The 24,526-nt window shown below is 75.6% G+C and carries 23 protein-coding genes and 1 riboswitch; of the genes, 4 read left to right on the forward strand and 19 right to left on the reverse strand.

Features of this window, described 5'->3' with window-relative positions:
* Positions 1 to 109: 109 nt before the first annotated feature.
* From ssb to EIO00_RS10880, 18 genes are all read right to left on the reverse strand, one after another.
* The gene (ssb, locus tag EIO00_RS10795; RefSeq protein ID WP_140177767.1) at positions 110 to 631 is read right to left on the reverse strand and encodes a single-stranded DNA-binding protein; all 522 of its coding nucleotides are present in this window, start codon (positions 629 to 631) and stop codon (positions 110 to 112) included.
* Positions 632 to 758: 127 nt separating this feature from the next.
* Positions 759 to 2,429 (reverse strand): GTPase family protein, encoded by a 1,671-nt coding sequence (locus EIO00_RS10800; protein ID WP_175596187.1) that lies wholly within the window; start codon positions 2,427 to 2,429, stop codon positions 759 to 761.
* An 85-nt stretch (positions 2,430 to 2,514) separates the two neighbouring features.
* Entirely contained in the window at positions 2,515 to 4,383 is a 1,869-nt protein-coding gene (locus EIO00_RS10805) for an AAA family ATPase (protein WP_241661266.1), read from the reverse strand.
* Entirely contained in the window at positions 4,380 to 5,672 is a 1,293-nt protein-coding gene (gene cobA, locus EIO00_RS10810; RefSeq protein WP_241661267.1) for a uroporphyrinogen-III C-methyltransferase, read from the reverse strand. The genes EIO00_RS10805 and cobA overlap by 4 nt, the downstream gene beginning before the upstream one ends.
* A 204-nt stretch (positions 5,673 to 5,876) precedes the next feature.
* Positions 5,877 to 7,049 (reverse strand): nicotinate-nucleotide--dimethylbenzimidazole phosphoribosyltransferase, encoded by a 1,173-nt coding sequence (gene cobT, locus EIO00_RS10815; protein ID WP_140177773.1) that lies wholly within the window; start codon positions 7,047 to 7,049, stop codon positions 5,877 to 5,879.
* A 93-nt stretch (positions 7,050 to 7,142) separates the two neighbouring features.
* The gene (gene cobC, locus EIO00_RS10820) at positions 7,143 to 8,165 is read right to left on the reverse strand and encodes an Rv2231c family histidinol phosphate aminotransferase CobC (protein ID WP_140177775.1); all 1,023 of its coding nucleotides are present in this window, start codon (positions 8,163 to 8,165) and stop codon (positions 7,143 to 7,145) included.
* Positions 8,155 to 9,069: a sirohydrochlorin chelatase gene (locus EIO00_RS10825; protein WP_140177776.1), complete on the reverse strand. Its 915-nt coding sequence runs from the start codon at positions 9,067 to 9,069 to the stop codon at positions 8,155 to 8,157. Before EIO00_RS10825 ends, cobC begins: the two co-directional genes overlap by 11 nt.
* Positions 9,066 to 9,683 (reverse strand): precorrin-8X methylmutase, encoded by a 618-nt coding sequence (locus EIO00_RS10830; protein ID WP_140177778.1) that lies wholly within the window; start codon positions 9,681 to 9,683, stop codon positions 9,066 to 9,068. Before EIO00_RS10830 ends, EIO00_RS10825 begins: the two co-directional genes overlap by 4 nt.
* Complete coding sequence (locus tag EIO00_RS10835) at positions 9,680 to 9,880, reverse strand: DUF362 domain-containing protein (protein WP_140177780.1); 201 nt, start codon at positions 9,878 to 9,880, stop codon at positions 9,680 to 9,682. Before EIO00_RS10835 ends, EIO00_RS10830 begins: the two co-directional genes overlap by 4 nt.
* Entirely contained in the window at positions 9,871 to 11,577 is a 1,707-nt protein-coding gene (gene cobJ, locus EIO00_RS10840; protein ID WP_140177782.1) for a precorrin-3B C(17)-methyltransferase, read from the reverse strand. Before cobJ ends, EIO00_RS10835 begins: the two co-directional genes overlap by 10 nt.
* Positions 11,574 to 12,863, reverse strand: coding sequence for a precorrin-6y C5,15-methyltransferase (decarboxylating) subunit CbiE (cbiE, locus tag EIO00_RS10845; protein WP_140177784.1), 1,290 nt, complete (start codon positions 12,861 to 12,863; stop codon positions 11,574 to 11,576). Before cbiE ends, cobJ begins: the two co-directional genes overlap by 4 nt.
* Entirely contained in the window at positions 12,860 to 14,053 is a 1,194-nt protein-coding gene (locus tag EIO00_RS10850) for a cobalt-precorrin-5B (C(1))-methyltransferase (protein ID WP_140177786.1), read from the reverse strand. Before EIO00_RS10850 ends, cbiE begins: the two co-directional genes overlap by 4 nt.
* Positions 14,050 to 14,871 carry a precorrin-4 C(11)-methyltransferase gene (gene cobM / locus EIO00_RS10855; protein WP_140177788.1) on the reverse strand — a complete coding sequence of 274 codons (822 nt, stop codon included), beginning with the start codon at positions 14,869 to 14,871 and terminating at the stop codon, positions 14,050 to 14,052. Before cobM ends, EIO00_RS10850 begins: the two co-directional genes overlap by 4 nt.
* Positions 14,868 to 15,587 (reverse strand): precorrin-2 C(20)-methyltransferase, encoded by a 720-nt coding sequence (gene cobI, locus EIO00_RS10860; RefSeq protein WP_140177790.1) that lies wholly within the window; start codon positions 15,585 to 15,587, stop codon positions 14,868 to 14,870. The genes cobM and cobI overlap by 4 nt, the downstream gene beginning before the upstream one ends.
* A 36-nt stretch (positions 15,588 to 15,623) precedes the next feature.
* A complete protein-coding gene (locus EIO00_RS10865; protein ID WP_140177791.1) occupies positions 15,624 to 16,157 on the reverse strand; it encodes a GNAT family N-acetyltransferase in 534 nt (177 codons plus the stop codon).
* A complete protein-coding gene (locus EIO00_RS10870) occupies positions 16,154 to 17,512 on the reverse strand; it encodes a cobyrinic acid a,c-diamide synthase CobB (protein WP_140177793.1) in 1,359 nt (452 codons plus the stop codon). The genes EIO00_RS10865 and EIO00_RS10870 overlap by 4 nt, the downstream gene beginning before the upstream one ends.
* Positions 17,509 to 18,111: a cob(I)yrinic acid a,c-diamide adenosyltransferase gene (cobO, locus tag EIO00_RS10875; RefSeq protein ID WP_140177794.1), complete on the reverse strand. Its 603-nt coding sequence runs from the start codon at positions 18,109 to 18,111 to the stop codon at positions 17,509 to 17,511. Before cobO ends, EIO00_RS10870 begins: the two co-directional genes overlap by 4 nt.
* 13 nt (positions 18,112 to 18,124) lie before the next feature.
* Positions 18,125 to 20,140 (reverse strand): putative cobaltochelatase, encoded by a 2,016-nt coding sequence (locus EIO00_RS10880; RefSeq protein WP_175596188.1) that lies wholly within the window; start codon positions 20,138 to 20,140, stop codon positions 18,125 to 18,127.
* Between the two features lie 63 nt (positions 20,141 to 20,203).
* Positions 20,204 to 20,273, reverse strand: a riboswitch (cobalamin riboswitch).
* Between the two features lie 141 nt (positions 20,274 to 20,414).
* Here EIO00_RS10880 and EIO00_RS10885 point away from each other — a divergent pair.
* Entirely contained in the window at positions 20,415 to 21,290 is an 876-nt protein-coding gene (locus EIO00_RS10885) for an oxygenase MpaB family protein (RefSeq protein WP_140177796.1), read from the forward strand.
* 64 nt (positions 21,291 to 21,354) lie between these two features.
* On the opposite strand, the gene EIO00_RS10890 is transcribed toward EIO00_RS10885, so the two are convergent.
* Positions 21,355 to 21,909 (reverse strand): ATP-binding protein, encoded by a 555-nt coding sequence (locus tag EIO00_RS10890; protein WP_140177798.1) that lies wholly within the window; start codon positions 21,907 to 21,909, stop codon positions 21,355 to 21,357.
* A 179-nt stretch (positions 21,910 to 22,088) separates the two neighbouring features.
* Here EIO00_RS10890 and EIO00_RS10895 point away from each other — a divergent pair, with 179 nt between their 5' ends.
* From EIO00_RS10895 to EIO00_RS10905, 3 genes are all read left to right on the forward strand, one after another.
* Entirely contained in the window at positions 22,089 to 22,928 is an 840-nt protein-coding gene (locus EIO00_RS10895; protein ID WP_140177800.1) for a helix-turn-helix domain-containing protein, read from the forward strand.
* Between the two features lie 5 nt (positions 22,929 to 22,933).
* Entirely contained in the window at positions 22,934 to 23,143 is a 210-nt protein-coding gene (locus EIO00_RS10900; protein WP_241661268.1) for a DUF397 domain-containing protein, read from the forward strand.
* A 103-nt stretch (positions 23,144 to 23,246) separates the two neighbouring features.
* Positions 23,247 to 24,266: an LLM class F420-dependent oxidoreductase gene (locus EIO00_RS10905; RefSeq protein ID WP_140177802.1), complete on the forward strand. Its 1,020-nt coding sequence runs from the start codon at positions 23,247 to 23,249 to the stop codon at positions 24,264 to 24,266.
* Positions 24,267 to 24,526 lie beyond the last annotated feature (260 nt).

Consider the following 24,526-nt stretch of genomic DNA (forward strand, 5'->3'; position numbering starts at 1 on the left):
GGAGGGGCGGTGCCCGACGCGGGCGCCGATCGCCCGCCCTGCGCCGGGCGGGCCGCCGCACGGCGCCGCCGCATCGGACCGGGCGCACCGGAGCGGCCCGGGCGAGCGGTCAGGCCGCCTGCGGGTCGAGGGCCTCGGCGGGGTGCGGATCGGGCCGGTCCTCGACCGCGCCCGGGGCGGCGTCCCCGTCCTCCGGCGGGTCGGCGGTGAGGGACCACTGATCGGTGAGATCGCGGGCCTCCAGCCGATCCTCCTCGGTCATGACGCCGCGCTGGATCCGGCGGAACCGGGCGCTGCCCCGGCTGAGGTCATGGCCGACGGTGGTGGCCTCGATCTCGGCGGAGAAGCGCAGCCGGCCGTCCTTGACGTACTCGCGGATGCGCAGCCGGCCGGTGACGATCACCGGCTCGCCCCGGCGCATGCCGCTGGCGTTGATGTTCTCGGCCAGGGACCGCCAGCAGTTGACGGTCAGGAACATCGACTCCTGGTCCTGCCACTGGCCGGTCTGCCGGTCGTAGCGGCGGGGCGTGCAGCCCACCCGCAGCGCCAGGAAGGGGGTGCCGTTGGCCGTCATCGTGTAGAAGGGGTCCTGAGCCAGCCAGCCGACGACGGTGACGTGCGCTTCGTTCATCTCGCGGTCCTCCACATCGAGTGCGGTGCGCGTCCGGGTCGCGCACCGCCCACGGTGACGGACCCGCACCGCGACGCAGAAGGCTCCGCACGGAATGTGGACAACCGGACGACCGTGCGGGGACCGCTCAGGAGGACCTGTGCAGCAGCGCGTTCGCCTCGTCGCGGAAACGGGCGTAGGCCCGCAGCTCGTCGGCGACCGGATAGAGCACGCGCTCCTCGGCGACCTCGGCGATCCGCGCGCGCATCTGCTCCTCCATCCGCTCGCCGTGCCGGGCCGACGACAGCGCCACCACGTTCCGGCAGGCCGAGGCGGTCAGCGCGCCCATGCCGAGCACGCAGCCGAGCAGCACCGCCACATAGGGGATCAGGCCGGCCTCGCCGATCAGGGCGGGCGGATCGTCCCACACCCCGGCCACCCCGCAGGCCACCAGCAGCGCGATCCACACCAGGGACACCACGCTGACCAGGAGCAGGAAATACTGCCAGGTCTTGATCAGCCACCACCAGCGGGGCACCTGGTTGAACTCCGGCAGCACGTCCTTGAGCGAGTCGCCGAGCGCCTCCGGCAGGTCGGCGGCGTGGGAGCGGGACGCGGCGCGCACCGCGCGCGCCCAGTCCTCCGGCAGCCCGGCGGTGACCTCGTCGGTGACCCCGTGCAACGCGGTGTCCACATCGCCCTGCTGCGCGCCGACCGGCCCGGTGAACGCGCCGCGCAGCTCCTCGCGCAGCTCGGTCAGCCGCATCTTGCGCAGCGGGTCGCTGCGCAGCCGGGCGGTCAGCCGGGAGATCGGCCAGCCCACATAGTCCTCGGCGCGCAGTTCATAAGCGCTCTCCATGGCCTCGGCGACCGCGGAGACGCCGGCCGCGTCGGTGAGCGCGTCGACCAGCTCGGCGGCGCGGCGCTCCCCGATCGTCGACGGCGGCTCGGCGGCCGTGGCGTAGCCGGCGAACCGCTCCACCAGCCGGTCGACGTCGACCATCAGCCGTTCGACCCGGGCCCGCCGGGCGGCGATCGTCTCCACCAGCACGTCCCGCAGGTCCGCGATGCCGCCCTCGGCCACGGCGGAGGTGGTCACGATGCGCGGGTCGGCCAGTCCTTCGGCCTCCAGCAGCCGGCGCAGGTCCGACACGCACTCCCCGACCTCCTCCGGCTGCAGCCGGTCGATCTGGTTGAGCACGATGACGGTGACGTCGGCGTGCCGGGCGTAGGGGACGATGTAGTCGCGGTGCAGCGCGGCGTCGGCGTACTTCTGCGGGTCGACCACCCACACCAGCAGGTCGGCGACCGACACGAACCGGTCGACCTCGGCGCGGTGCATCTCGGCGATGGAGTCGTGGTCGGGCAGGTCGATGAGCACCAGCCCCTGCAGCGACCCGGAGGAGGCGCCGGAGCCGCCGGTCTCCAGCGACCCGGCGCGGGCGTAGCGGTACCGCTTGTCGACCCCCAGCCAGTCCAGCAGCGGCCCGGCGCCGTCCAGCCCCCACACGCAGGCGTGCGCCTTGGAGGTCATCGGGCGGCGCATCCCGACCGGCGAGAGTTTCAGCCCGCAGATCGCGTTGAACAGCGAGGACTTGCCGCTGCCGGTGCCGCCGGCCAGGGTGACGACGGTGTGCTCGCCGGACAGCCCCAGCCGCTGCTCGGCCCGCTCCAGCAGGGCGGCGGCGTCGGCCAGCAGACCCGGGTCGATCCGTCCGCTCCCCAGGTCGACCAGCCGCCGCAGCCCCTCCAGCCTGGCCGCCAGGCCGGATTCGGCCCCCGAGCCCCGTTCCTGCGTCGCGGTCGTGGTCGTGGTCATCGGATTCACCTGCCGGCCTTGGGATCGTCCGGGGCCGCGGCGAGACCGGGGCGGCCCGGCGCGCGCACGCGGCCGATGACTGCGCTCATCGGGCGACCTCCAGCTTGTGGGTGGCCTGATACAGCCGGACGGCGGCGGTCTCGTCGGGGATCTCGGCCGCATCCAGCACCTGGCCGTACCTGATCGCCTCCTCATCGAACAGCATGCCGATGCGGCTGCGCAGGTCGGCGCGGGCCTTGGCGCTCATGCCGCGCAGCGACTCGGCGCCGAACAGCGCCTTGAGCAGCCGCTGCGGCACCGCGCTGGTGCCGCCCTTGACCGAGACGTCGGAGGTGCCGTATCCCAGCAGCCCGATCATCAGGACGATGGACAGCGCCTCCTCGTCGAAGGAGACCAGCTTGGCCACCGTGCGCTTGGTGACCCCCTCGGTGCGGACCAGCTCCAGCACATGGTCCTGCCAGGAGGAGACCGCCCGGCCGACCCGGCGCGGCAGCTCCGGGGACACCCCGGACAGGTCGCCCGCCACGTCCGCCAGGATCTGCCGGCCGGCCGGATGCGCCTGCCAGCGGCCGAGCGCCTCCTCGGCGGCGTGCTCGGCGGCCGACAGGATCAGCGACTCCAGCGCCGCGCGCAGCGCGGCCTTGAGCGCCCGCAGCCGGGTCGGGTTGCGGCGGCCCTTGCGTCCGCCGCGGTGGCCGCCGCGGCCGCGCTGGACCCGCAGCGCGCGCAGCAGGTCGCCGGTGCCGGCGAAGTCCTGCCAGCGGGCCAGCACCTCGCCGCGCAGCAGCGACCCGTTGCGGGTGGCCTCGTCCAGCTCGGCCAGCGCGGTGGCGTAGGCGGCCTCGACCTCCTCGCGCAGCACCGTGCGCACCTCGGCCTGGGCCTCGACGTGCTTGGCCAGCTCCGGCACCCGGACCCGGAAGCTGTCCAGCACGCCGCCGAAGGTGTCGCGGATGATCTTGGTGCGCCGGGCCGGGCTCTCGGCCAGCTCCAGCAGCCAGGCGCGGATGTCCTCGACGGTCTCCTCCGGCAGCCGGCTGTCCTCGACCCGGGTCTCGGGGATGGTGAACCTGCGGGCGTCGCCGACCCCGTGCTCGTCCAGCATCTCGGCGAAGTGGTCGACCACCTCCGTGCCGGCGCCCTGCGGCACCCGCGACAGCACCACGCCGATGGTGGCGCCCTGCTCCTTGGCGCGCTGCAGCATCTGCCAGACCTGCGCGTCGGCGTACCGGGCGGCGGTGGTGACGCACAGCCACAGGTCGGAGGCGGCCATCAGCTTGGTGGCGAACTCCAGGTGGTCGTCAAAGACCGAGTCGAAGTCGGGGCTGTCCAGCAGCGCCAGGCCCTCGGGCAGCCGGTCGCTGCTGATCACCACGAGCTGGTCGCCGGCGATGGCGTCGGGGGCGGGGCCGGGGACGCGGCCCATGTCGGGCAGCAGCGGCCCCTTGAGGAACCAGTCGGCGTGGTCGGGGTGGCAGACCAGGATCGGGCTGGAGGTGGTGGGCCGCAGCACGCCGGTGGCGCTGACCCGGGCCCCGACCAGCGTGTTGACCAGGGTGGACTTGCCCGCGCCGGTGGAGCCGCCGAGCACCACCAGCATCGGGGCGGTCTTGCCGCGGATCCGCGGCAGCACATAGTCGTCGAGCTGGCTGCGGATCTCGGCCTGGGCGGCGCGCGCCTCCTCCACCCCGGGCACCTCGAGCACCAGCCGCACCTGGTCGACGTGGTCGCGCAGCTCGGTGAGCACCCGGGCCAGGTCGACCTCGCGGGCAGGATCGGGCGCCACGCTGTACTCGACCGGTTCCACGACGGTCTCCTCGGCCCGCTCGTCGAGGTCGGCGGAGGACTTGGCGGTGTCGACCGCGGCGGCCTCAAGGGTCTCGGGGGCGGATTCGGCCGTCCCGCCGCCGGGCCGGTCGCCGTGAACCGCGCTCTGATCTGCTGGGGATGTCACGGAGCCCGTCCCATATCTCCATGCTGATCTGCCGGGGGTGCCGCGGAGCCCGCCTCGGCGGCCAGGTAGTCCGCTCGTATCATGTCGATCTCTCGCGCCACGTCCACCACGTCGCCCACGACCACGATCGCCGGGGGCCGCACACCGGCCGCCGTCATTTCCTCCACCACCGTCTCCAAAGTGGCGAAGAGGGCCCGCTGTCTGGGAAGCGTACCGTCCTGGACGACGGCCACGGGCGTGTCAGGCGACCGACCATAGCGCATCAGGGCGTTGGCGATGCGGGCCATCCGTTCCACGGCCATCAGCAGCACCAGGGTGCCCTGGGAGCGTCCCAGCGCCTCCCAGTCGACGGTGGAGGCCGGATGGCCGGGGGCCACGTGCGCCGACACCACGTGGAACTCCTGGGCCACGCCGCGGTGGGTGACCGGGACGCCGGCCGCCGCCGGCACCGCGACCGCGCTGGTGACGCCGGGGACCACGGTCACCGGGACGCCGTGCCGGGCGCAGTGCAGCACCTCCTCGGCGCCGCGGCCGAACACGAACGGGTCGCCGCCCTTGAGCCGCACCACGAACTTCCCGGCCTTGGCGTGCTCGACCAGGTGCTCGTTGATCCGCTCCTGGGCGACGGTCCGGCCGTAGGGGATCTTGGCGGCGTCGATCACCTCGACGTCGGCGGGCAGCTCGTCCAGCAGCAGCCGGGGCGCCAGCCGGTCGGTGATCACCACGTCGGCCTGGGCGAGCAGCTGCCGGCCGCGCACGGTGATCAGGCCGGGGTCGCCGGGGCCGCCGCCGACCAGCGCCACCCCGGCGGGCTTGCGCCGGGAGCGCCGCGCCTCCAGGGTGGCGTCGCGCAGCCCGTCCACGACGGCGTCGCGGATCCCGGCGGCGCGGCGCGGGTCGCCGCCCGCCAGCACGCCGACGGTCACCTCCCCCACCCGGCCGCCGGCCGGGGTCCAGGCCGCGGAGGCCTCGGCGTCGTCGGCGCGCACGCACCAGATCCGGGACCGCTCGGCCTCGGCGGCGACCGCCTCGTTCACCCGGGGGTCGTCGGTGAGGGCCTGCACCAGCCAGGCGCCGTCCAGGTCGCCGGGGCGGTAGGGGCGGCGCTCCCAGACGACCCGCCCGTCGGCGATCAGGTCCTCCAGCGAGGGGGTCACCTCGGGGGCCACCAGCACCACCCGCGCACCGGCCGCCAGCAGCGCGGGGACGCGGCGCTGGGCGACCCGTCCGCCGCCCACGACGACGACTCGGCGCCCGCGCAGTCGCAGGCCAAGCAGATAGGGCGGCACGGTGCTCTCTCGGTCGGGACGGTCTGGACAGCGGGGAGAAGACGTGACGGGCATGGCTTTCGACGACCAAAGGTACTCGGGTTCGCAGGGATATGGAGAGTGGTCGACCGCAGTCGATAGCGGAGCGTGACACTGGGCCTCGCTGCGGCGTCGCCCGCCCGGGCCTCGCGGTCCGGCGCCGGGCCGCGAGGCCCGGGCGGGGGTTCAGCGCGAACGGCCTTGTTCGCTTCGGTGTTCGCTTCGGTGTTCGCTTCGGTGTTCGCTCGGATGTTCGCTTCGGTGTCCGCTCGGGCGTCCGCTTCGGTGCCGGGTTCCGTGTTCGCTCTTGTCGCTGACGCCCGCCGCGTCGAACGTGGCGACCTCGTGCAGCACGCGCACGGCGCCCTGCACCAGGGGCAGCGCCAGCAGGGCCCCGGTGCCCTCGCCGAGCCGCAGCTCGAGGTCGACCAGCGGACGCAGTCCCAGTCTCTCCACCGTAGCGGCGTGTCCCGGCTCCGCCGAACGGTGTCCCGCCACACAGGCGGCCGTCGCCCCCGGGCACAGCGCCGCCGCGGCCAGCGCCGCCGCCCCGGCGATCACGCCGTCGAGCACCACCGGGACGCGGGCCGCCGCCCCGCCGAGGATGAACCCGGCCAGCGCGGCGTGCTCCAGCCCGCCGAGCTCGGCCAGCACCCGCAGCGGGTCGGCGGGGTCGGGCTCGGCGCGGCGCAGGGCGGTGCGCACCACCTCGATCTTGTGGCGGTGGGTGGCGTCGTCGATGCCGGTGCCGCGGCCGGTGACCCGTTCGGGGGGCAGTCCGGTGAACGCGGCGATCAGGGCGGCCGAGGCGGTGGTGTTGGCGATGCCCATGTCGCCGGTGAGCAGGCAGCGGTGGCCGGCGGCGACCAGGTCGCGGGCGACCTCGATGCCGGTCTCCACCGCCCGCCGGGCCTGCCGGAGGGTCATCGCGGGCTCCCGGGACAGGTCGGCGGTGCCGTGGGCGATCTTGCGGGACAGCAGGCCGGGGACCTCCGGCAGGTCGGCGACCACCCCCACGTCCACCACGACGACCTCGGCGCCGACCTGGCCGGCGAAGGCGTTGACGACCGCGCCCCCGGCCAGGAAGTTGGCCACCATCTGGGCGGTGACCTCCTGCGGCCAGGGGGACACGCCCTGGGCGTGCACGCCGTGGTCGGCGGCGAAGATCGCCACGACGGCGGGTTCGGGCATCGGCGGCGGACAGGCCCCGGCGAGCCCGGCCAGGCGGATCGACAGCTCCTCCAGGGCGCCGAGGGCGCCGGGCGGCTTGGTCAGCCGGGACTGCAGGTCGCGGGCCTCGGCCATGGCGGCCTCGTGCGGGGGGCGGACGGCGGCGACGGTCTGGGCGATCAGATCCACGGGTTCCTCTCCTGACGGACCACGACTGCCGTGGAGTTCCTGGGGGGCGGCTCGGCCCGGCGGGCCGAGGGGGCGGGCCGGACGGCGGCCCGGTCAGCGGCGAAGGTCATCGAGCGCCTCCAGCAGGGCGTCGTCGGTCGCGCGGTCCCGGACCGCGATCCGCAGCCACTGCGGACCCAGGCCGGGGAAGGTGTCGCCGCGGCGGACCGCGAACCCCGCGGCGCGCAGGCGCTCGCGCAGCTCGCGCGCGTCCACGGCGTGCACGCACAGGAACGAGGCGCGGGCGCCGGGGACGGGCGTCAGGCCGCGGCGGGCGAGCTCGGCGGCGAACCGGTCGCGTTCGGCGGACATCTCCCGCGCCCAGGCGTCGGCCTCGGCCAGCGCGGCCGGCTCGCAGCAGGCCGCGACGGCGACCAGGGCGGGGGTGGAGACCGCCCACAGCGGCTGGGCCTCGGCGAGGGCGGCGACCAGCGAGGGCTCGGCGAGGAGGTATCCGGCGCGCAGCCCGGCCAGTCCCCAGGTCTTGGTGAGGCTGCGCAGCACCACCAGGCCGGGGAGGCGGGCGGCGGCGAGGCTCTCGCCCTCGCCGGGGACGCAGTCCATGAACGCCTCGTCCACCACGACGGTGCGGCCGGGGCGGGTCAGCGCGGCGATGTCGGCGGCCGGATGCAGCACCGAGGTCGGGTTGGTGGGGTTGCCGATCACCACCAGGTCGGCGTCGGCGGGGACGCGCGTCGGATCGAACGTGAAGTCGCCGTCGAGGATCACGCGGTCCACCGCATGCCCGGCGGCCCGCAGCGCCGCCTCCGGTTCGGTGAACTGGGGGTGCACCACGACCGCGCGGCGCGGCCGGAGCGCCCGCGCCAGCAGCACGAACGCCTCGGCGGCCCCGGCGGTCAGCAGGACCTCCCGCGGGGGGCGGCCGTGCCGGGCGGCCACCGCGCGGCGGGCCTCGCGCGGGTCGGGGTAGGCGGCCAGGTCCTCCAGCGAGCGGCGGATCCGCTCGGCCAGCCAGGCGGGCGGGGTGCCGGCCCGCACGTTGACGGCGAAGTCCACCAGCCCGTCGGCGGCCTCGGCGTCCCCGTGGTGTCGCAGATCGATGCCGTCAGCGTCCATGACCGTGACCGTGCGCGTGCCCGTGGCCGTGGGCGGGGTCGTCGGGGTGGTGGTGGGGGGTCTGCGGCGCGCCGACCCGGTCCTCGAAGCCGGGCATGGCGACGCGGTAGACGCAGGTGTCGCAGTTCATCCGGATGTCCCCGGCGAGGGCCTCGGCGTAGCGTTCGGCGACCAGGTCGGCCAGGCCGTCGCAGTCGCCGATGACCTGTGCGCAGCGGACCTCCAGCCCGGGATGCCCGGCCGCGTACGCCCGGGCCTGGGCGACCACCCGGTCCGGCAGCACGCCGGGGAAGAGGAAGTACGGCAGCACCACGACGCGGCGGGCGCCCAGGCGGCGGCAGCGCTCCAGCCCCTCGGGGACGCCGGGGCGGGCCAGCGACACGAACGCCGCCTCCACCGTCATCAGCCCCAGCCCCTGGTCGGGGCCGCCCGCTCCGCGGCCCTCCCACAGCAGCCGGGCGACCTTGTGCACCTCGGCGTTGGCGTCCGGGTCGGTGGAGCCCCGGCCCACCAGCAGCACGGCGGTGTCCTCGGCGGGGGCCGCCGCGGCGCGCAGCCGCTCCTCCAGCAGGGACAGCAGGGCGGGGTGGGGGCCGAGGGGACGGCCGTAGAGGTACGACAGGCCGGGGCGGCGGATCTGCTCGCGGGCCATGGCGCCGGGGATGTCGCCCTTGCCGTGCCCGGCGGCGACCAGCACGATCGGGACGGCGGCGATCCGCCGGTGCCCGCGGCCGTACAGTTCGGCGACCGCCTCGGTGAGCGGCGGCGGGGACAGCTCGATGAACCCGCCGGCCACGTCGACCGGCATCCGGGCGCGCATCCGCTCCACGAACCTGCCGAACTCGGCGGCGCCCGCCCGGTCGCGGGTCCCGTGACCGACCAGCAGCAGCGGCGGCGCCGTCACCGGGGTCCTCCGTGGTAGAGCAGGGCGTTGACGGCGGCGGCGGCGACCGCCGAGCCGCCCTTGGCGGAGACGTTGGACACCTGCGGCAGCCCGGAGTCGCGCAGCGCCCGCTTGGCCTCGGCGGCGCCGACGAACCCCACCGGCAGGCCGACCACCAGGGCGGGCCGCGCGTCCAGGCGCAGGATCTCCTCCAGCGCGGTGGGGGCGCAGCCGACGACCCAGACCGCCCCGGGGCCGACCTCGGCGCAGGCCAGCCGGATCCCGGCGGCGGACCGGGTCAGGCCCTCCTCGGCGGCCAGGCGCGCGGCGGCCGGGTCGGCGACGCGGCACACGGCGCGGCGGGCGGTGATCCCGGCGGCGACCATCTCCACGTCGGCCACCACGGGGGCGCCCGCCCGCAGCGCGGCCAGCCCGCGTTCCAGATGGGCCTCGTCGGTGACCAGGTCGGCGGCGTACTCCAGGTCCGCGCTGGCGTGGATCACCCGCTCGACGACCGCCCGCCGCAGCGGCGGCAGCGAGGACAGGTCGACCTGCGAGCGCAGGATCTCATAGGAGCGCACCTCGATCGGGTGGGGGCGGCGGGCGGCGACGCCCGCGGAGCCGGGCTCGTTCATCGTCCTCCTCGCGCCTCAGTGGACCCGACGGCGGGTTCGATGGCGTCCACCGGGCAGATCTCGACGCATTCCAGGCAGCCGGTGCACAGGTCGGCTCGCACCAGCAGGGCGGGGCCGCGCGGCCGGAGGGCGTGCTCGGGGCAGGTCAGCAGGCAGGCGCCGCAGCCCTGGCAGCGTTCGGTCACCGTCACGCCCATCGGTACCCCCGGGGGGTGACGAACCGTCCGGCGACGATGCGGCTGCGGCTCGAGCCGACCAGCACGACCGTGACCATGTCGACCCGGCGGGGGTCCGCCTCGGCGAGCGTGGTGAGGGTGACCTCCTGGTCGGGGCGGCCGGCGTTGCGGACCACGCCGACCGGGGTGTGCGGGGGGCGGTGCTCGGCGAGGACGGCGAGCGCCTTGGGCAGCTGCCAGTCCCGGGCCCGGCTGCGCGGGTTGTAGAAGCAGACGGTGAAATCGCCCTCGGCGGCGGCCCGGATCCGGCGTTCGATGACCTCCCAGGGGGTGTGCAGGTCGGACAGGGAGATATAGGCGTGGTCGTGGCCGAGCGGGGCTCCGAGCAGATGCGCGGCGGCGACGGCGGCGGTGATCCCGGGCACGCCCTCGACGTCGATGTCCTCGCCGGCGAACTCCAGCGCCGGGGAGGCCATCGCGTAGATCCCGGCGTCCCCGGACCCGACCAGCGCCACCGCGTGCCCCTCGCGGGCGTGGGCGACGGCGCCGCGGGCGCGTTCCTCTTCCCGGCCGAGGCCGCTGGCCAGCACGCGGGTGCCGGGGCGCAGCAGGTCGCGGATCCGGTCGAGGTACCGGTCCAGCCCCACGACGATCGACGCCCGCCGCAGGGCGCAGACCGCGCGGGGGGCGATCAGGTCCCGCGCGCCGGGGCCGAGCCCGACGAGGATCAGCCGTCCCTTGGGCACCAGACGGGCCACGGCCACGGTGGCGCTGGCGCTCTTGCGCTTGGTCACGACCAGTTCGGCGGCGCGGCCCAGCGAGCGCGCCGCGCGCAGCGCCGCCGCCTCGGCCACGCTGGGCGTCCCCACCGCCGCCCGCACGACCGGCGAGGGGTGGGGGACGTCCTCCGCGGCCAGCTCCTCCGCCGGGAAGGTCAGCACCGGCAGGTCCCGCCGCCGGGCGGCCGCGACGATGCCGGCCTCGTCGGCCTTGCGGTCGACGGTCGCTAGGCACCGCACCGAGGCCGGGGCCAGCCCCGCCTCGGCCAGGGCGCGGCCGATCAGCCCGTCGACCTCGTCGGCGGCGACCCCGCGCGCCGACCCGACCCCGACCACCAGCGACGGCGGGTGGTACACCAGCTCGCCGGCGGAGGCGGGCCGCAGCCGGTCGGTGATGCGGATGGTCAAGGAGGCGTCGGCGTCGGGGCGGACGTTGGGCGGCAGCGCGGGCAGCGGCCAGGTCAGGTCGGCGGCCAGGCGGACGGGGTCTCCGGACAGGACGGCGGCGCCCACCCGGGGGAGCATGTCCGGGTCGGCCACCGTGAAGCCGAGGTCCGCCCCGTAGCCGTCCAGGGCCGTGACGTTGCGCCGGTCGCTGGCGGTGGTGATGACGGGGGTGCAGCCCAGCGCGTCGGCCAGGCGGCGGGCGAGTTCGTTGGCGCCGTGGTGGCCGCCCACCACGGGCACGGCGAAGCGCAGGGTCTCGTCGACGCAGACGACGGCCGGGTCCGTGGTCTTGTGGCCGAGCAGAGGCGCCAGGATGCGGACGGCGGCGCCCACGGCGAGGAACGCGACGATCTGCTCGCAGGTCCGCCAGGCCTCGCGCAGCGCGTCGGCCGGGCCGGCGCCGGTGCACAGGCGGACCTCCTCCGGCCAGCGTTCGGCCAGGGCGGCCGCGGCGGCGCGGCCCGCGGCGGTCGCGGCGACGACACCGATCACCGGTCGGCCTCCGGGAGTTCGGCGAGGGTCTGGGGGCGGCGCTCGGGCGGCGCGGTCCGGGCCGGCGGGGCGGGCGGGGACGATGCGGCGTCGCGGTCGCCCCAGACGACGAAGACGGGGTTGACGGCGGCCAGCCGGTGCACGTCGCCGGGGAGCGGGGACAGGCGGCTGGCCTGGAGCTGCACGGCCCGGGCGGTGAAGCCCGCGGCGGTGAGGGCGTCGAGGGCGGGACGGACGCGTTCGACGGAGGCCAGGGCGACCACCACGCTGCGCAGGGCGCGGGCGGCGCAGGCGCGCACCACCTCGGGTCCCCCGCCGCCGACGAAGACGGCGTCGGGGTCGGGCAGGTGCTCCAGCACGGCGGGGGCCTCGCCGCGCGACACCGCCACGCGGACGCCGTGGGCGCGGACGTTGGCGCGGATGCGCTCGCAGGCGGCCGGATCGCGGTCGACGGCGACGACGGCGGCGCCGAAGCGGGCGCACTCGACGGCGACCGAGCCGCTGCCCGCGCCGACGTCCCAGATCATGTCGCCGATCCGCGGTCCCAGCCGGGCCAGCGCGAGCGCCCGCACCTCGGCCTTGGTGACCATCGAGTCCCGGTGGTCGAACGCCTCCTCCGGCAGCGCCCACGCCGCGGGGCCGGGGCGGGCGCCGGCGATCCAGCCCCGCTCCCCCGCCGCCCGTTCGGAGGCCAGCACCAGCACCACGTTGGGATCGCGCCAGGGCCGGGTGGTGGCCTCGGCGGGGCGGCAGCGGACCACGCGCTCCTCGGGGCCGCCCAGGTCCTCGCACACCACGAAGGTGCGGGGGTGCTGCGGGAACAGCGCCCGGCCCAGCTCGGCGGGGCCCGCGCCGGGGGCGGTGAGCACGGCGACCTTGGGGTGGGCGCGGCAGGCGTTGACGGCGCGGCGCAGCTCGCGGCCGTGCGCGGAGACCACCAGCGCGTCGTCCCACGACAGCCCGACGCGGGCGAACGCCTGCGCGACCGACGACAGGGCGGGCAGCACTCTCGGGCGGTGGCCGCGCTCCCGCAGCGCCCGGACGATGCCGAAGAACCCGGGATCGCCGCTGGCCAGCACCACCACGTCCCCGGCGTCCTCGCCGGCCGCCCGGTCGATCTCCGCCAGGGCCGCGCCGACGTCGCCCAACACGACCGTGCGCGCCTCGGCCGGGACCGGCGCCGCGGCCAGGTGCCGGGCGCCGCCGACCACCAGGCGCGCCCTCGCCAGGTGCTCCAGGGCCGGGGCGGGCAGCGGCGATCCGTCGCATCCGATCACGGTGATCATCGCGTCGACCGTCCGTACTCGGCGATCATCCGCTCGCCGGTGAAGTCCACCATCATCACCCGGGCCGTCAGCTCCCCTCCGGCCTCCTCGGCGGCGAACCGCTCCAGCACGCCGGCGACCCGGCGGCACAGCTCCCGCCCGCAGCGCTCCAGCAGCCCGGCCTCCTCCCACAGCTCATAGACGTGCCGGGCGGTGTTGGCGGCGGCGACCCGCCGCGCCGCCCCGGCCGCGCCCGCCTCGGCGGTGATCTCGGCGAGCAGATCGGTGGACACCCGCGACCGGGTGTAGTGGGTCATCAGCACCCCGGCGGCGAGCTTGGTGAGCTTGCCGATCATGCCGACGAAGACCACCCGCCGCAGCCGGTGCTCCACGGCCCGCCGCAGCGCCGCCCCGGTGAAGTCGCCGACCTCCACGAAGCACACCTCGGGCAGGTGGGGCAGCAGCCTCATGGCGCCCTTCTCGGTGCGCCCGCCGGTGCACAGCACGAGGGTGTCCTCGCCCTGGGCGGCCATCACCGACACCGCCTGCTCGACGCTGGCGCGCCAGGCGGCGGTGGAGAACGGCCGGACGATCCCGGTGGTGCCGAGGATGGAGATGCCGCCGAGGATCCCCAGCCGCCGGTTGGTGGTCTTGCGGGCCATGCGCTCGCCCCCGGGCACCGAGATCACCACCCGCACGCCGCGTCCGGTGCCGGGTTCGGCGGGCCGCGGGGGCGGCTCGGCCAGGTCGGCGCCCAGCAGGGCCTCGGCGACCGCGAGGGTGATCATGCGGCGGGGCACCGGGTTGATCGCCGGGCCGCCCGGCTCCAGCCCCAGTCCCGGCTTGGTGACCACGCCGACGCCCTCGCCGCCGTCCAGCTCGATGCCGGGCCCCTCCAGCCAGGACGCCTCGGCGGTGATGTGCGCGCCGTGGGTGACGTCGGGGTCGTCGCCGGCGTCCTTGACCACCACGGCCCGCGCCCGCCCGCCGGTCAGCGCGGAGTGCTCGACCTTGAAGGTGACCCGGTTGCCGGACGGCAGCGCGATCTGCACGTGGTCGGCCGGTTCGCCGGTGCGCAGCAGGGCGGTGGCGGCCTTGGCGGCGGCGCTGGCGCACGAGCCGGTGGTCCAGCCGGTGCGCAGCGCCCGCCGCCGCTCCTTCATGGTGCGCGGCATGTCCGGCTCGCGCAGCTCCGGTTCGTCGACGGTCATGGCCGGCGGGTCTCCCTCAGCTCGGCCCGGGCCGCCGGGTCGGCGCGCCGGAACCCGTGGAAGTGGCCCGGGTGGTACAGGTGCGAGCGGGTGCCGCCGGCCGCCAGCGCCGGGCCGACCAGCACCAGGGTGTGCCTCCACAGCCTGTGGGCCTTGACGGTGTCGGCCAGCTCGCCCAGCGTGCAGCGGACGATCAGCTCCTCCGGCCAGGTGCACCGGTAGGCCACCACGCAGGGGGTGTCCGGCGGGTAGCCGCCCTCCAGCAGCTCCTGCTGCAGCCGCCGGGACCGGGCCGCCGACAGGAACAGCGCCATCGTGGTGCCGTGCTCGGCGAACCGGCGCACCTCCTCCCCCGGCGGCATCGGGGTCCTGCCGCCGCCGAGCCGGGTCAGGATCACCGACTGGGCGACCTCGGGGACGGTCAGCTCCCGCTGCACGGCGGCGGCCACCGCGCTGAAGCTGGACACCCCCGGGACGACCTCGGTCCGCAGCCCCATCTCCCGGCACCGGTCGAGCTGTTCCTGCAGCGCCCCCCACAGGGCGGGGTCGCCGGAGTGGATGCGCGCCACGGTCAGCCCCTCCCGGAGCGCCCGCTCGTAGTACGGCAGGACGCCCTCCATGGGGAGGGCCGCCGAATCGACGATCTCGACCCCCTCCCGGGCGTGCTCCAGCACGTCGGGGTGCACCAGGCTGGAGGCCCAGATCACCACGTCGGCGGCGCCGATCGCCCGCGCCGCCCGGAGCGTCAGCAGATCCGCCGCCCCGGGGCCGGCGCCGATGAAGACGACCTTCCCCCCGGTCGCGTCCCCGCCGGTCACAGCTTCCCTCCCCGGACGGTGCGGGCGGCGGGGACGAGCAGGGTGGACAGATACGGCACCGGTCCCGCCAGCTCGCGCGCGGGCCGGACCCGCTCCCCGGGCAGGCCCAGGCGGATCCCGCAGACCGCCTCGTCCAGCCGGCCGGTCTCCTTGAGCGCCTCCACGACCTCCTCGGCGACGGATCCGAACTTGTAGGCCACCACCGTGTCGCCGCTCCGCAGCGCCCGGCGCAGGCCCTCGACGCCGCCGGTCAGCGGCACCAGGGCGAGGGATTCGGCGCCCTCGGCGAGCACGGTGCCGGACCGGGAGGCCAGGTCCTGCATGGCCGTGACGCCGGGGACGGTCTCCACGGTCGTCTCCGGGCGGCGCTCCCGCACCGTCTGCGCCAGGTAGGTGAACGTCGAGTACACGTTGGGGTCGCCGAGGGTGGCGAACGCGACCGTGCCCGCGCCCTCGTCGAACGCCCGCACCACCCGGTCGGCCGCCCCGTCCCAGGCGGCGGCGCGGCGCGGGGTGACCCCGCCCCGGTCGTTCAGCGCGAACACCACCCGTTCGAACCGGTCGGTGTAGGAGCGCACCACCGACTCGGCCCGGCCCGGCTCCTTCGGCGCCGTCACCGGCACGAGGGTCAGGTCGGCCTCGCGCAGCACCCGCACCGCCTTGACGGTGACCAGCTCCGGGTCGCCGGGCCCCACCCCGATCCCGATCAGCTTCATCGCGTTTCCTCGTCTCGTCGTCGCCGCGGCCCCGGATCAGGGCTCGGCGAGCCGGGCGAACATCACCAGGTCCGTCCGCGCCCCGCCGGGCAGCAGGCCCGCGCGGCGCAGCACGGCCTCGCGGGCGAAGCCGGCGCGTTCGGCGACCCGCCGGGAGGGGGCGTTGCCGACCGCCGCCAGCAGCTCCACCCGGTACAGGCCCGTCTGGAAGGCGTAGTCGGTGACCCGGCGGACCGCCTCGGTGGCCAGGCCCCGGCCGCGCGCCCACGGGGCCAGCCAGTAGCCGATCTCGACCCGGCCGAACATCCAGTCGGCGCGTTGCAGGCCCACCGAGCCCGAGCAGCGGCCGTCCGCCTCGATCGCGAAGGTGATCTTGTGCATCGGGTCCTCGTGGGCGATCCGGGTGCAGAACTCCCGGGCCCGCTCGAGGTCCTCCTCCGCCGCCCACAGCATCCAGCGCAGCATCTGCGGGTCGCGGGCGGCCTCGACCACGTCGGGCGCGTCACCCGCGGCGAACGGCCGCAGCACCAGCCGGTCGGTGGTCAGCGTGACGCCCCGGTCGAACGTCATCGGCGTCCCTCCATCGCGTCCACCAGGCGCCGGGCGATCTCCGGCCGGCCGGTCCAGTGCAGGTGCAGGTAGGAGGCGAGGCAGGAGCCCGTGGCGAACCCGTCCTTGCGGGAGCCGCGCGGGCGCATCGCCCACTGCCAGGCCGGCGCCGGCCCGTGGGGCGGGTCGACGGCCGTCCGGTGGAACTCATGCCCGTTCAGCCGCTCGCCCGCACGGGTCGCCACCGAGTCGGTGAGGGCGACGGCGGTGCGGTAGCCCAGGGTCAGGCGCGAGGTCATCGCCGCGGTCGCGTCCAGCACCCCGCACATCGGCCTCCCCTCCAGCTCCCGCACCAGGTACAGCAGCCCGGCGCACTCGGCGTACACGGGGGCGCCCGAGGCCGCCAGCCGGCGGACCTGCGCGCGGAGGCGCTCGTTGGCCGACAGCTCCCCGGCGTACATCTCGGGGAAGCCGCCGCCGATCACCAGGCCCCGGACGCCGTCGGGGAGGGCCTCGTCGCGCAGCGGATCGAAGCGGACCACCTCGGCGCCCGCGGCCTCCAGCAGCTCCTCGTTCTCGGCGTACCCGAACGTGAACGCCGGTCCGCCGGCGACCGCCGCCACCGGCCGCGCGCCGCCGGGACGCGGCCCCACCGCGTCGGCGGGGCTCCAGGCGGGGGCGGTCAGCGGGGGCGCGGAGCGGGCCAGGGCGAGCACGGCGTCCAGGTCGCAGCTCTCGGCGACGATCTCCCCCAGCCGCCGCACGAGCCGGACCGCCTCGGCGTCGCGTTCGGCGGCCGGGATCAGCCCCAGGTGGCGGGAGGGGGCCGCCATGTCGTCGCGGCGCCGCAGCGCCCCCAGCACGGGCACCGACAGCTCCTCGATCGCCGTGCGGCACAGATGCTCGTGCGCCTCGGAGCCGATCCGGTTGAGGATCACCCCGCCCAGCCGCACGTCCCCGTAGCTCCGGAAGCCGTGCACCAGCGCCGCCACCGAGCGTCCGGCCGCCGAGGCGTCCACCACCAGCACCACGGGGGCGTCCAGCAGCCGGGCGATGTGCGCGGTGGAGGCGAAGTCGTCGCGCTCGCCCGCCCCGTCGTACAGGCCCATCACGCCCTCGATCACCGCGATGTCCGCGCCGCGCGCCCCGTGCCGCAGCAGCGGGACGATCAGCTCCTCGCCGACCAGGAACGGGTCGAGGTTGCGGCCGGGCCGCCCGGTGGCCAGCGCGTGGTAGCCGGGGTCGATGTAGTCGGGGCCGACCTTGTGCGGGGAGACCGTCAGGCCCCGCGCCGTCAGCGCCGCCATCAGCCCGGTGGCCACCGTCGTCTTGCCCGATCCGGAGGCGGGGGCGGCGACGACGATCCGGGCGGTCACCACTCGATGCCCTTCTGGCCCTTCTGTCCCCGGTCCATGGGGTGCTTGACCTTGCCCATCTCGGTGACCAGGTCGGCGAACTCCACCAGGTCCGGGTGCGCGTCGCGGCCGGTGATCACCACGTGCTGGTGCCCGGGCCGGTTCCGCAGCGCGTCGATCACGTCGGCGACGTCGATCCAGCCCCAGGCGATGGGGTAGGTGAACTCGTCCAGCACGTACAGCCGGTAGGTCTGGGCCGCCAGGTCCCGCTTGATCTGCTCCCAGCCCTCGCGGGCATCGGCGGCGTGGTCGGCCTCGGTGCCGGGCCGCCGGATCCACGACCAGCCGGCGCCCATCTTGTGCCAGGCCACCGTGCCGCCCTCGCCGGATTCGCCGAGCACCCGCAGCGCGGTCTCCTCGCCGATCCGCCATTTGGCGGACTTGACGAACTGGAACACCCCGATCGGCCATCCCTGGTTCCAGGCCCGCAGCGCCAGCCCGAACGCGGCGGTGGACTTGCCCTTGCCCGGCCCGGTGTGCACGATCACCAGCGGCCGGTGGCGGCGCTGCCGGGTGGTCAGCCCGTCGTCGGGAACGTGCTCCGGCCTGCCCTGTGGCATTCTCGGCACCCTCTCACGCCGCCCGGGCGTCGCGGACGACCCGCCTCAGCCCGCTCGCGGCCAGTTCCTCCAGCCGGACGGCCTCGGCGTCCAGCCGGGCGGCCAGCCGCCCGGCCAGGCCGAGCCGCACCGGCCCCGACTCGCAGTCCACCACCACGGCGGCGACGCCGCGCAGCAGGGCGGCGGCCCGCTCCGGGTCGGGACCGTGGGTGGCGCGGCCGTCGGTCACCAGCACCAGCAGCGGGCGGCGGGCCGGATCGCGCAGCCGCTCGGCCCGCAGCACCTCGGCGGCCCGCCGCAGCCCGGCGGCCAGCGGGGTGCGGCCGCCGGTGGTCAGCCGCCGCAGGCGGCGGGCGCCGGCCTCCACCGAGGAGGTCGGCGGCAGCACCAGCTCGGCCCCGGTGCCGCGGAAGGTGATCAGCCCGACCTTGTCGCGCCGCTGGTAGGCGTCCAGCAGCAGGCTCAGCACCGCGCCCTTGACGGCCCGCATCCGCCGCCGGGCCGCCATCGAGCCGCTGGCGTCCACGACGAACAGCACCAGGTTGCCCTCGCGGCCGTCCCGCACGGTCCGGCGGAGGTCGTCGGGGGTGAGGATCAGCCCGGGGCCGGTGCGTCCGCGGGCCCGCTGGTGGGGGGCGGCGGCGCGCAGCGTGGCGGTCAGGTGGACGTCCCGCGTCCCGGGCCGTGCGCCCGTCGCCCGCCCGTGCGGGGTGCGGGCCTTGGAGCGGCGGCCGGGCGTCCCCTCTCCCACGCCGGGCACGGTGAACAGCCGCGGCCGGCAGATCGCGTCGGCGGGGGCGGGCTCGTCCTCCCGCCGGCCGCCGGCGCCCCGCTGCGCCGGAGGACGCGCCGGGGAGGGGGCGCCCGGGGGCGTCCCGTCCCGCTCCGCGGAGTCCGCCGGGCCGTCCGGGCCTGCGCCCCGTCCGCCGCCGGGGCCGTCGCCGTCGTCGTCGGGCGGCTCGGGGGCGTGCTCCCGCAGGGCCTGCTCGAGCCTGTCCTCCTCCAGGCCGGGGGCGTCGAACGGGTCGCGGCGGCGGCGGTGCGGCAGCGCCAGCCGGGCCGCCTGCCGGACGTCGTCGGCGGTGACCGCGTCGCGGCCGTGCCAGGCGGCCAGGGCGATCGCGGCGCGGGCGGTCACCAGGTCGGCGCGCAGCCCGTCCACCTCGAACGCCGCGCACACGGCGGTGATCTGGCGCAGCGCCGCGTCGGTCAGCGCGACGCCGGGCAGCCGCTCGCGGGCGGCGGCGATCCGCGCCGCCAGCTCGGCCTCGGCGTCGGCCCATGCGGCGGCGAACCCGGCGGGGTCGGCCTCGAACCGCAGCCGCCGGCGCACCACTTCGGCGCGTTCGGCCGGGTCGCGGGTGGCGGCGACCTCGACGGTCAGCCCGAACCGGTCCAGCAGCTGGGGGCGCAGCTCGCCCTCTTCGGGGTTCATGGTGCCGACCAGCAGGAAGCGGGCGGCGTGCTGGACCGAGACGCCCTCGCGCTCCACATGGCAGCGGCCCATGGCGGCGGCGTCCAGCAGCAGGTCGACCAGGTGGTCGTGCAGCAGGTTGACCTCGTCGACGTAGAGCACGCCGCGGTGCGCGGCGGCCAGCAGCCCCGGCTCGAACGCCTTGACGCCCTCGGTGAGGGCCCGTTCGATGTCCAGCGACCCCAGCAGCCGGTCCTCGGAGGCGCCCACCGGCAGCTCCACCAGCCGAGCGGGCCGCCGCGCGCCGCCGCCGTCCGGCGGGTGGGGACCGTCCGGGCAGGAGGGGTCGGGATCGGCCGGGTCGCAGGAGAACCGGCAGCCCGGCACGACCGTGAGCGGGGGCAGCAGCGCGGCCAGCGCCCGGACGACGGTGGATTTGGCGGTGCCCTTCTCGCCGCGGACCAGCACCCCGCCGACCCCCGGGGAGACGGCGTTGATCAGCAGGGCGAGCTTGAGGTCGGCGAGCCCGACGACGGCGGAGAAGGGATAGCGGGGAGAGCTCATGAGGCCCCGGCCGATGCGGGGGGCGATCGATGCGGGGGCGGCAGGCGACATGGGTCGATCCGTCCTTCCTCGGGTGTCCACGCCCGTGAGGTTCGGCACTGAACGACGGTCGGCGTTCCTGGCTCCCCGCCGGTCGCCCGGCGGGTCACAGTTGCGGGACAGCCCCGGATTCGCACCGGGTTCCACCGTGTCCGTCGCCTGCACAGGATGACACACCGCCCGGGCGGCCCCCTAGTCGCGGTCGGGTGACATCGCCCGCGAAAGATAGTGGACGCAATGTCGACAGACTATTGGCAGGTTGCCAATAAGGTGCTTCACTGACGCCATGGACGATCTCGTCGCCACCGGGCGCACCCTCCCCTACCGGCCCGATGACGTCTGCTGGACGGTGCTCCGGGAGCCGGTGCAGAACCTCGGCCTGTCCACCCTGCTGCTGCTCCAGGTCACGCACCCGCTGATCGCGGCCGGCGTGGAGCGGTTCTCCGACTACGCCGCCGACCCGTTCGGACGGCTGTGGCGGACCGCCGACATCATGCTCAAGATGGCCTTCGGGTCCCCCGAGGTGTCGGCCAGGCAGTCGGCGCTGTTCCACCGCATCCACAAGCGCGTCGAGGGCGTCAGCGACGAAGGCGTGCCCTATCGGGCCCTGGACCCCGATCTGCTGATGTGGGTGTGGGCCACCGGCGTCCGGGTCCCCCTGGACCTGTATGAGCGGACCTTCGGGCGGCTGCCCGACGCCGAGCGCGCCCGCTACTACGAGGAGCAGAAGCTGCTGGCCCGCGGCTGCGCCATCCCCGACGGGCACTGCCCGCCGGACCTGGAGGCGTTCGAGGCGTACGTCGACCACGTCGTGGAGACGGAGCTGAAGCCGACCCCGCTGGCGCAGAAGCTGCTGCGCCGCCGCCCCGGCTCCCCGCGGCCGCCCCTGCCCGGCCCGATGGTCTCCGCCTACACCCGGTTCAACGCGTTCCTGGCGGGCGCGCTGCTGCCGCCGCGGGTGCGCGAGATGCTCGACATCCCCTGGAGCCCGGCCCGGGAGCGGGCGTTCAACGCGATGCTGGCCGCCCACCGGGCGGGCGCCCGGGTCGTCCCCGCCACGGTGCGGCACCGGCCCGTGGACTACCTGGTGTCCCGGGACCGGCCGCTGAACCTGCTGCGCACCCCGCCGGGCAGGCGGCGGCGCGCGGCGCGGGCGGCCTGAGCGATCCGGCGGGGTGCGCGCGCCCGGACCGGGTCCGGCGCGGCGGACGCCCGCACCGGATCCGCTATCGGGCCCCCGGGCACGACGCCGACGGCAGCGCGAACCACACGATCTTGCCGAGCCGCCGGCCGTCGAGCCTGGAGCGCTCCCGGTGGACGCCCCAGCGCCCGCCCGACAGCTCCCGGACGATGCTCAGCCCGCGGCCGAAGTCGCCGGACGTCCACGAATAGCCCGGCAGGTGCACGTCGGGCAGTCCGTCGAAGACCGCGCAGCGCAGCTCGCGGCCGTGCGGGCGATACCGGGCGGACCCGGCGTCCGGATACAGCCACAGCTCGTACGGCCCCTTGCCGTCGGCGTGCTGGTAGGCGTTGGTGGCCAGCTCGCTGACCATCAGCTGGGCGTCGGCGATCAGGTTGGCGGGGGCGCCGAGGGCGCCGAGCGCCTGCCCGAGGACCGCCCGCGCCTCCCGCGCGCACCCGGGCCCGACGGGCAGCGCCCACGCCCATCCGGCGCGCCCGTGGTCGTCGGCCTCGGCCGGTCCGCCGGCGTCGACGGAGAACTCCGGACTCCGGCCCGCCGGGACGGTGAGGGGGCCGCCGATCTCGGGTGAGGTCTGCACGGGAGAGTCGCCTCCAGCCGTTGCGTCAGGTGAACCGATTGTCACGCTGGGTCCCCGACCGGTCACGTGAACACAGCGTCTCGTGAAAGTTGCACGGCCGCAACCGAGTCGCGGACTTTTGCCCACCGGACATGACGTTCGCGTTGTGCGGTGCAGACCGAAACACCACACTTGCGCCCATGACATACCGCCCCACCGTCCGAGGCCGCCGGCTGGCGCGGGAATTGCGCCGGCTGCGCGAACGGGAACGGCTCACTTTGCAGGACGTCGCCGACCGGCTCGGCTGGTCGCGGGCCACGGTGTCCAGGCTGGAAACCGGGCAGACCCGGCCGCGGCACACCGACGTGGCGGTGATGCTCGATTTGTACGGGGTGCCCAGCCCGGAGCGGGACGCCTTGATCGCCCTGGCCAAACAGGCCGGCCAGCGCGGCTGGTGGACCGCCTACGCCGATGTGTTCACCGGCAGCTACGTGGCGCTGGAGGACGAGGCCTCGCTGATCCGCTCCTGGGACGCCCAGTTGATCCACGGGCTGCTGCAGACCGAGCAGTACGCCCGTGCGGTGATCACCGCAGGTCGGATGCTGCCCACCAAGGCCGACGTGGAGCGCCGGATCGCGGCCCGCAAGGCCCGGCAGGCGCTGCTGGACCGCCCCAACGCCCCCGAGCTGCAGATGGTCTTCGACGAGGCGGTGCTGCGCCGCCCGATCGGCGGCCGGGCGGTGATGCGCGACCAGCTGCGCCATCTGGCCAGGCTGGCCGAGCGCCCCAAGATCACGGTGCTGATCCTGCCGTTCACAGCGGGTGAACATGCCGGACTTGATGGCAGATTTACGATTTTGTCGTTTCCTGACCCTGCAGACCCCGATATCGCCTACGTAGAGGGGACCATGGGCGACGTTTACCTTGAGAGTGCAGGGGAAATAGGACAACATGAGTCGAGATTCAAGCGGATCATCGATGCAGCCCTCTCCCCGGAGGAATCCGCGCACCTCCTCGTAGAGGCAGCGAAGGAGTACTAAAGGTCGTGAAGCACGTCCACCCCGCAACCGACGAACTGTCCGGCGCCGTCTGGCGCAAGTCCTCCTACAGCGGCAGCGGCGACCAGTGCGTGGAGGTCGCCGCGCTCGGCGACGGCCGCCGCGCGCTGCGCGACTCCAAGGACCCCCACGGTCCCGCGCTGGTGCTGAGCCCCGCCGGCTGGCGCTCGTTCATCGAGGACGTCGGCAGCCGCTGATCCGCGGCACAGGGCGCCTCCGGTCGTCCATCCGCACCGCCTTCCACCCTACTAGAACGTGTTCTAGTATCGTGGTGCGTCGCGACGACCGGAGGTGCTCTGCGTGTCCGCCCCGTTCAAGCTCGGCATCAACGTCGGCTACTGGCAGCGCGACATCGACGACCAGACCGAGACGGTGCTGGCCGCCGAACGGCTGGGCTATGACTGCGTGTTCACCGCCGAGGCCTACGGCTCCGACGCCTTCACCCCGCTGACCTGGTACGCGGCCCGCACCAGCCGGATCAAGCTGGGCACCGCCGTGGCGCAGATCTCGGCCCGCACCCCGGCGGCCACCGCGATGCACGCGCTCACGTTGGACGCGCTGTCCGGCGGACGGCTGATCCTCGGACTGGGCGCGTCCGGGCCCCAGGTGGTGGAGGGCTGGTACGGGGTGCCGTTCCCCAAGCCGCTGGCCCGCACCCGCGAATACGTCGACATCCTGCGCAAGATCTGGCGCCGCGAGGCGCCGGTGACCAACGACGGTCCGCACTATCCGCTGCCGTACCCCGGCGGCACCGGGCTGGGCAAGCCGCTGAAGTCCATCGTCCACCCGCTGCGCTCCGACATCCCGATCTACCTGGGCGCCGAGGGGCCGAAGAACGTCGCCCTGGCCGCCGAGATCGCCCAGGGATGGCTGCCCCTCTTCGTGGACCCGACCAAGATCGACGCCCTGTTCGGCGCCTCCCTGGCGCATCGCCCGCCCGGCTTCGAGATCGCCGCGACCGTCACCACGATCGTCACCGACGACCTGCCCGCCGCGCTGGAGCTGGCCAAGATCCCGATCGCCTTCTACATCGGCGGCATGGGCGCCAAGGACCGCAACTTCCATCTGGACCTGATCGCCCGCCTCGGGTACGCCGACGAGGCGGTCAAGGTCCAGGAGCTGTTCCTGACCGGCCGCCGCGAGGAGGCCGTCAAGGCCGTCCCCGACGAGCTGGCCGACTCCATCTCGCTGCTCGGCCCCCTCCCCCGCATCCGCGAGCGCATCCGGGTGTGGCGCGACAGTCCCGTCACCACCCTGCTCATCGGCGGGATCCGCGACGAGCCCACCCTCCGGGCCCTCAAGGAGGCCGTCGACTCCTGACCGGGCGTCCCGCCGGGCGAGCGACCGGACGCGCCCGCGGGCGCGCGAACGCGCACGGACGGAGAGGGCACGGAGACGGCGCGCACCCGGACGCGGCCGATCGGGTCCGGCTCACGCCCCGGAGAAATCGTCGGGCACGGCGCGCACCCGAACGGGCGGCCCGGACGCGGACACGCCCCGGAGGCTACGGCGACGGGGGGACGGGGACAGGGGAGGAGGCGGCGGACACGACAGGGCGCGCCCTCCTGGGCCGGGGCGTT

Source organism: Thermomonospora catenispora (assembly GCF_006363815.1).
GTDB lineage: Bacteria > Actinomycetota > Actinomycetes > Streptosporangiales > Streptosporangiaceae > Thermomonospora > Thermomonospora catenispora.